Below are 6,499 nucleotides of genomic sequence, written 5' to 3'. Positions count from 1 at the left end.
GACCGAGTGACCGTGCCTCACGAAGGGTGCCGCGGCCTCGGTGCCGTCGAGATGCCACAGCCGTAGGGTTCCGTCGTCGCTGCCGGAGACGATGCGGTCGCCGGAGGGGCTGAAGGCGACGCTATTGACACCGGCCTCGTGCCCCACGAAGGGCGCCGCGGCCTGGGTGCCGTCGAGATGCCACAGCCGTATGGTTCCGTCGGCACCGCCGGAGACGATGCGGTCGCCAGAGGGGCGGAAGGCAACGCTCAGGACTGAGCTCTTGTGCCCCACGAAGGGTGCCGCGGCCTCGGTGCCGTCGAGATGCCACAGCCGTAGGGTTCCGTCGTCGCTGCCGGAGACGATGCGGTCGCCGGAGGGACTGAAGGCGACGCTATTGACCCATTCACCGTGCCCCTCGAAGGGTGCCGCAGCCTGGGTGCCGTCGAGATGCCACAGCCGCACGGTTCCGTCTTCGCTGCCGGAGACGATGCGGTCGCCGGAGGGGCTGAAGGCGACGCTATGGACCGAGTGACCGTGCCTCACGAAGGGTGCCGCGGCCTCGGTGCCGTCGAGATGCCACAGCCGTAGGGTTCCGTCGTCGCTGCCGGAGACGATGCGGTCGCCGGAGGGGCTGAAGGCGACGCTATTGACACCGGCCTCGTGCCCCACGAAGGGCGCCGCAGCCTCGGTGCCGTCGAGATGCCACAGCCGTAGGGTTCCGTCGGCACCGCCGGAGACGATGCGGTCGCCGGAGGGGCTGAAGGCGACGCTATTGACACCGGCCTCGTGCCCCACGAAGGGCGCCGCAGCCTCGGTGCCGTCGAGATGCCACAGCCGTAGGGTTCCGTCGGCACCGCCGGAGACGATGCGGTCGCCGGAGGGGCTGAAGGCGACGCTATTGACACCGGCCTCGTGCCCCACGAAGGGCGCCGCAGCCTCGGTGCCGTCGAGATGCCACAGCCGTAGGGTTCCGTCGGCACCGCCGGAGACGATGCGGTCGCCGGAGGGGTTGAAGTGTGCATCGAGTGCTCCGGCCTGAATTTCTGCCGTCTTGATCGGTCGATGAGGGTTGACGATGTCAAGGACATCGACACGCCCGCCATCATTAACAATGAGCAGGCGTGTGCCCCCATTGGGGTCGATGGCGACTTGTTTCGGAAAGACGCTCATGAGCCCGATCTGTGGCACGAGGCGCGGTGTTTCAGCTGTAACTGATGCGCCAATCAGCACGAACACTAACCCCACGAGGGCCAGAATGGCCCGCAAAGCCGATCTCCCTCGCGTCTCTATCCCTTGTGCGATCACGGCTGCTGCATCGTGATTGTTCCCGAAAGACACATTCCTGAAAAAAACTTACCCTTTCATCCTTCAGACTGCACAAAATTTTTTCCTGGACCGCACCCCCTTAAGATCCGGGGGATTACCGAATATCCATCAACTCTGGTTCGTGGCGGAGGATGCGGGAGAGGAACTTGCTGTCGCAGGTCATCAAGTTCATCGGCAGGCTCAGGATGTCACGACCATGGCGATTTCGCGCAACTTCTGGAGATCCTTGGGCTTGTCTGGCCGGACAATGTCTTCCTCGATCTCGTACACGATACCGCGGATCAGGTGACTTTTCTTGAGGCCTGACGCTTTCATCAACTCTTGGATCGAAGCATCCGTTCTCGGCGCAACCTTCACCGACAGACGGCGCTTCGGGATGGTCACCGATTGCGATATCGCCCGCCTGCGGACAGACGCTTTCGCCGCTTTCGCCTGAAGCCGTAAAATCGCCCCGGGATCGCTCGACAGGCGTTGGATGTAATAGGCGAGAAGCGGCTTTCTGAACCGGGAGCCCGACTCGGGATCGATCCGCCAAGTGGCGAGATCGAGGAGGTCCATGTCGGGAGCCGAGAGCATCACCTCAAGGGGCACGTCAGCTATCTCGCGAGCGCGGCGAACGGCCGGCGTAGATTGTGCCGGTAGTGCGACCACGCGATCACACTGGTCGCAAACGGCAGCGAGCACGTCCTTCACCTCCCCTTTGCCGTCATCGAATGGGACGTTTCGGTAAGCAAAGGTCGTGGAGACCAGCGCGCCGCAGTCCTCGCAGATCGCCTTCGACTTTTCGCCGACTTTGTAGAGTTTCATGGCTGCCTCACTGATGGACGCTGATGAAAACGGTGTCCGGATCGACGAAGTAGAACTTCACATACCAGCCGTCTCGCCGAAGGATGTGGACATCGACGCCGGCGACGGTGTGATGTGGTGAGCGCTCGTGGTGCTGGCCGCTGCACCGCTTGACAATGTCAGCGAGATCACCTGGCGTTATCTGCCCGATCTGGAGCAGGTTTTTGGTATCAATCTCGCGGCGCGCTTCATGCTGGAACGTGCCTTGCCTGAGCGCCTGGATCACACGTCTCTTCGCCTCCTTGAACCCAACTGCTGACATAATATACGAACTTCCTCGTAAAAATCAAGTTTCCGGTAGGGACTAACGGCTTGGGTAGGTACTTCATTCCTAACCGGGTAAATTGCAGAAGCACATCGTGAGCTTTTTCCAAAGTTTACGCCAAGAGACGTTCCCGCAGGGTGTTTCTCTCTATCAATCTGGAGAACTTCTTGTAGTTTTCATGCTCTTTTTGCCAACGGCCAGCTGCAATGGAAACATGCACTCCAGCACAGTTCGCGACTGCTTGGATGTCTTGGGTGCTTGCATATGGGTTATGAATGCTTGAGGCACAGCTGCTCGGGATAAGGCTTTTTAGCGCCATGTCATCAGCCTCCCGCTCCTGATGATCCTCGGATCTTAGATCGACCTCGTCAAAGAAGGCATGACCCGGAGTTTCCAGTGCCTCATGGTGAAGAAGCAAATGGGACATCTCATGGAGCAGTGTGAACCAGAAGTTATCCACTCGGTCGTGTCGTAGCGTAAGGCCTACGACGGGTGTGGTGCCATCAAGTAACATTGCCGCACCATCCAGAAACGTCCCTGGGAGCACTGGAAACACGACAACGATGACACCAACGGATCGCAACGCGGCGATCGCATCAGCCGGACCGTCAGGATTGCTACTGCACCGGGCCAAAGAACGCAGAAAATCCGCGGTGATGTTTTCGCGACTAAAAGGCGCAAAAGATTCTCTACGAGCCCTCGAAAGCACCGCAGCCTGCCACATGAGAAGCGCAGATAGATCTGTCTTGCCACTTGCTCTTTGAGTGCGGGTTTTCCTGTTCAGGGCCGGGGTTATGCACCCACCAAATGCAGCACTCAAGAAATCCTTGACCTGCGTCTGCTTCAGATTGAGCCCATTTTCTCTCAACCTTTTGAGAACAGGCGCTTTGACTTCAATCTGCTCGCTGTTCACAGGCACACTTTTTTTCATCAAGGCCTCGTAAGGAATTCCAAGGCCTTCATGTAGAGCGCGCATCATGTCGGTAGACAGATTGCGAGCACCGTTCATCACGTCGGAGACACGAGACTTGGAGCCGATGTAGGGCTCGAGATCCCTTTGCGTCATGCCGAGTTGCTCTATTCTGAAGCGGATCGCATCGATAGCCGACGGAATATGGTTCGGGAAGTTGTTCCGCTCATAGGCCTCTATCAGCGCAACCAGAACCTCAAGATCATCCACTGCCTCTGCATTCCCGTCAGATACTTGAAGCATGAGTTCTTCGACCCTGCTCTTCGCTTCCAGATGATCTTTGGGTTTACGAATTGGCTTCATGGCGTTCCTCCCCGCAGCCATCATGCTGCGTCCCCTGTGTGCCGACATGCTTTTGACGCTTGCTGTGCGGTCTTCAAGACCAGCTTCTTCAGAAGGACTATGCCTTTCTGAAATAGGACCAGGCACTCCACCAACACCCTGCCGCCAGCGATCTTGAAGATGACGTTCGGGGGATGAGTATCCGCCAAAGGATAGTCTCTGCGCAGTTCTTCTTCATTTGACCATGCCCGATTCGTGATCTCGACAATCAAGGCATCGACCTCCCAGGCCCATGTCTCACGGCCGTGCTGAGAGCGGAAATCGTCAACAATATCCAATCCTATCAATCTCATAGCTCGCCCTCAATAATTGAGTACCCCATTTTGGGGTATTGTTTATTGACAGACGGAAATCTTCCGCCATGATTGAAGATACTCCACATCGGGGAACCATTAAAGGCGCCTTCTGCAGGTGTCGAGCAGACAAGAAAAGGATTTGCTGCCATGACTACCGAACCGATCGAAATCGAGGATCTCCTGGCTGCCCTGAAGGCCGGCCGTAAGCCCCGCGACCATGGCCCCTACAAGGTCAAGGTCGGCGACCATGACCTGAAGTTCGTCGACGCCGTCATCGACGATCCGACGCCCACCGGCCGCCAGATCATCGAGGGTGCCGGCTTCCGCAAGGCCGAGGAACACCTTGTTTTCCAGGTGCTGCGCAACGGCGAACTCGAGGAGCTGCGCCTCGAGGAAACCACGGATCTGCGCCCCGGCCAGGTCGAGCGCTTCCTGGTCTTCCCGAGCGCGGAATCCTTCCGCTTCGACATCGATGGCAAACGCCTCGAGTGGGGCCACAAGGTCATCAGCGGACGCGTGCTCAAGAAGCTGGCCGGAGTCGATCCCGCCAAGTTCGCCGTCTGGCAGGTGATCCCCGGCAAGGATGACATCCTGGTCAAGGACAGCGATCTTATCTGCCTCGCGGATGCAGGCCTGGAGCACTTCTTCACCGGCGTGCCCCAGACCACGGAAGGGGGTGCGGGATGAGCCTCCTCCCCCGTCAGGATCGCCGCTACCTCGACGGGCGCGGCATCACCGTTCGCGAGGTCATCGAAGGCGTGAAGAAGGGCGTGATCCTCACCGGGATCACGCTGCCGGAAGGCAAGTATCAGGTCGCCCAGGCGGATATCCTTATCCTGCTGCCACCCTCGTATCCCGAGGTCGCCCCCGACATGTTCTACGCCGTGCCGCACCTGAAGCTCGTTGCCGGTCAGCGTGAGCCCCGCTGCACGCAGGTTCGTGAGGCCTTCGATGGCCAGTCCTGGCAGCGCTGGTCTCGCCACAACAACCAGTGGCGCCCCGGCACCGACGGCATCTGGACCATGTTGAAGCGGGTCGAAGAGGCCCTGGGGGTGGCGGCATGAAGCGCAGCGACATCACCCTCCACGCCCGTCACCGCGACAAGCTGCAGGCGCTACTCGCGCACCCCCGTGGGCACGAAGGCGCCGCCTACATGCTGCTCGGCAAAAGCGAGATCGCGCAGGACCCCTGGGACTTCGAGCCGCGAACCCGTTACACCTCTTACGAGGTCATCGCGATCCCGCAGGAGGACCGCGTCGATGCCAGCGACAAGCATGTCACCTGGAACACCAACTCCTTCGCCCAGCTCTGCCGCCGGGCCAAGGAGGAAGGCTTGGTGCCGGTGATCGTTCATAGTCACCCGGGAGGCTTCGATGGTTTCTCCGACCAGGACGATCGCAACGAGCGCGACCTCTTCACCATGGCCCGGAACCGGAACGGCGAAGAGACACGCCTGGTGAGCGTCGTGCAGGTCGGTGACAGCCTCTACCGGGCGCGGGTCTGGGAAGATGACATGGCCCCCCTGCCCTGTCATCGCGTGACTGTCATCGGCACCCGGATCGAGATCCAGTCGACCGACGTGCCGCCCCCATCGGCAATCCTGGCACGGCAGGCATTGGCCTTCGGGCCGGAGGTCAACGGTCTCCTCAAACAGCTCTCCGTCGCCGTGGTTGGCTGCGGCGGCACCGGAAGCCCGGTGGTTCAGCTCCTCGCCCGCCTCGGCGTGGGGCGCATCGTGGTCATCGACGATGACGTGGTCGAGCACTCCAACCTGAACCGCCTGCACGGCGCCACCCGGAAGGATGCTGACAACGCGGTGCCCAAGGTCGACGTCATGGCTCGCGAGGTGGCAAGGATGGGTCTCGACGTCGAGATCCGGTCGATGAACGGTTGGGTGGATGCACCCCATATCCGTGACGCGCTGAAATCCTGCGACGTCATCTTCGGATGCACGGACGATCACGCCGGCCGCCTCTACCTGAACCGCGTGGCGCATTTCTACCTGATCCCGGTCATCGATGTCGGGCTGGTCCTGATGCCCCGTGCCGATGGTGAGCCTGGCCTTCTCGAGATGGCCGCGAGGGTCAGCGTGCTGTTTCCCACATCGGCGTGCCACGGCTGCCGCGGCACGGTCGATCGCGTCAAGGCCCGCGAGGAGGATCTCCAGCGTTCGGACCCCGCCGAATATGAACGGCAGAAGGCCGAGGCCTACGTCCGCGGCGGAGGCAATCCGGCGCCGGCCGTGGTGACCTTCACCTCCGAGGCGGCCACCATGGCGGTGAACGAACTCCTTGCAGGCCTCGTCGACTTTCGTGGCGGGGGTGGATGGGTATGGCAACGCTATCGCAAGCTCGACAAGGGCTTCGAGCGTTCGCAGGCGGCGCAGCCCCGGCCGGACTGCCCGGTCTGTGGCAGGGAGGAATCCTGGGGCCTCGGCGACGTCGACCCCTTCCTGGATCGTATCGGGTGAGT

The 6,499-nt window shown here is 60.7% G+C and carries 8 protein-coding genes; 3 read left to right on the top strand and 5 right to left on the bottom strand.

What is annotated here, in order from left to right; translation table 11 throughout:
- The 5 genes from ACTXGA_RS23925 to ACTXGA_RS23905 all read right to left on the bottom strand — a co-directional run.
- Window positions 1-1,248 (bottom strand): WD40 repeat domain-containing protein (locus ACTXGA_RS23925; protein ID WP_443397231.1); only part of this gene is annotated, 1,248 nt, incomplete at its 3' end.
- A gap of 240 nt (window positions 1,249-1,488) precedes the next feature.
- Entirely contained in the window at window positions 1,489-2,115 is a 627-nt protein-coding gene (locus ACTXGA_RS23920) for a hypothetical protein (protein WP_443397230.1), read from the bottom strand.
- A gap of 7 nt (window positions 2,116-2,122) precedes the next feature.
- On the bottom strand, window positions 2,123-2,380 hold the full coding sequence (locus ACTXGA_RS23915; RefSeq protein WP_443397229.1) for a hypothetical protein: 258 nt from the start codon (window positions 2,378-2,380) through the stop codon (window positions 2,123-2,125).
- A 151-nt stretch (window positions 2,381-2,531) separates the two neighbouring features.
- Window positions 2,532-3,692 carry a helix-turn-helix domain-containing protein gene (locus ACTXGA_RS23910; protein WP_443397228.1) on the bottom strand — a complete coding sequence of 387 codons (1,161 nt, stop codon included), beginning with the start codon at window positions 3,690-3,692 and terminating at the stop codon, window positions 2,532-2,534.
- A gap of 20 nt (window positions 3,693-3,712) precedes the next feature.
- Window positions 3,713-4,009, bottom strand: a complete 297-nt coding sequence (locus ACTXGA_RS23905) for a hypothetical protein (protein ID WP_443397227.1) — start codon at window positions 4,007-4,009, stop codon at window positions 3,713-3,715.
- Between the two features lie 165 nt (window positions 4,010-4,174).
- On the opposite strand from ACTXGA_RS23905, the gene ACTXGA_RS23900 reads away from it, so the two are divergent.
- From ACTXGA_RS23900 to ACTXGA_RS23890, 3 genes are read left to right on the top strand one after another with little or no spacing between them, the layout of a single operon-like run.
- The gene (locus ACTXGA_RS23900) at window positions 4,175-4,714 is read left to right on the top strand and encodes a multiubiquitin domain-containing protein (protein ID WP_443397226.1); all 540 of its coding nucleotides are present in this window, start codon (window positions 4,175-4,177) and stop codon (window positions 4,712-4,714) included.
- Entirely contained in the window at window positions 4,711-5,091 is a 381-nt protein-coding gene (locus tag ACTXGA_RS23895) for an E2/UBC family protein (RefSeq protein WP_443397225.1), read from the top strand. The genes ACTXGA_RS23900 and ACTXGA_RS23895 overlap by 4 nt, the downstream gene beginning before the upstream one ends.
- Window positions 5,088-6,497, top strand: a complete 1,410-nt coding sequence (locus ACTXGA_RS23890; RefSeq protein WP_443397224.1) for a ThiF family adenylyltransferase — start codon at window positions 5,088-5,090, stop codon at window positions 6,495-6,497. Before ACTXGA_RS23895 ends, ACTXGA_RS23890 begins: the two co-directional genes overlap by 4 nt.
- Window positions 6,498-6,499 lie beyond the last annotated feature (2 nt).

The organism is Antarctobacter jejuensis, assembly GCF_052266595.1.
GTDB classification, from domain to species: Bacteria; Pseudomonadota; Alphaproteobacteria; order Rhodobacterales; family Rhodobacteraceae; genus Antarctobacter; species Antarctobacter jejuensis.
Note: the sequence above shows the minus strand (reverse complement) of the source record. Positions and strands in the feature narration are given on the sequence as shown.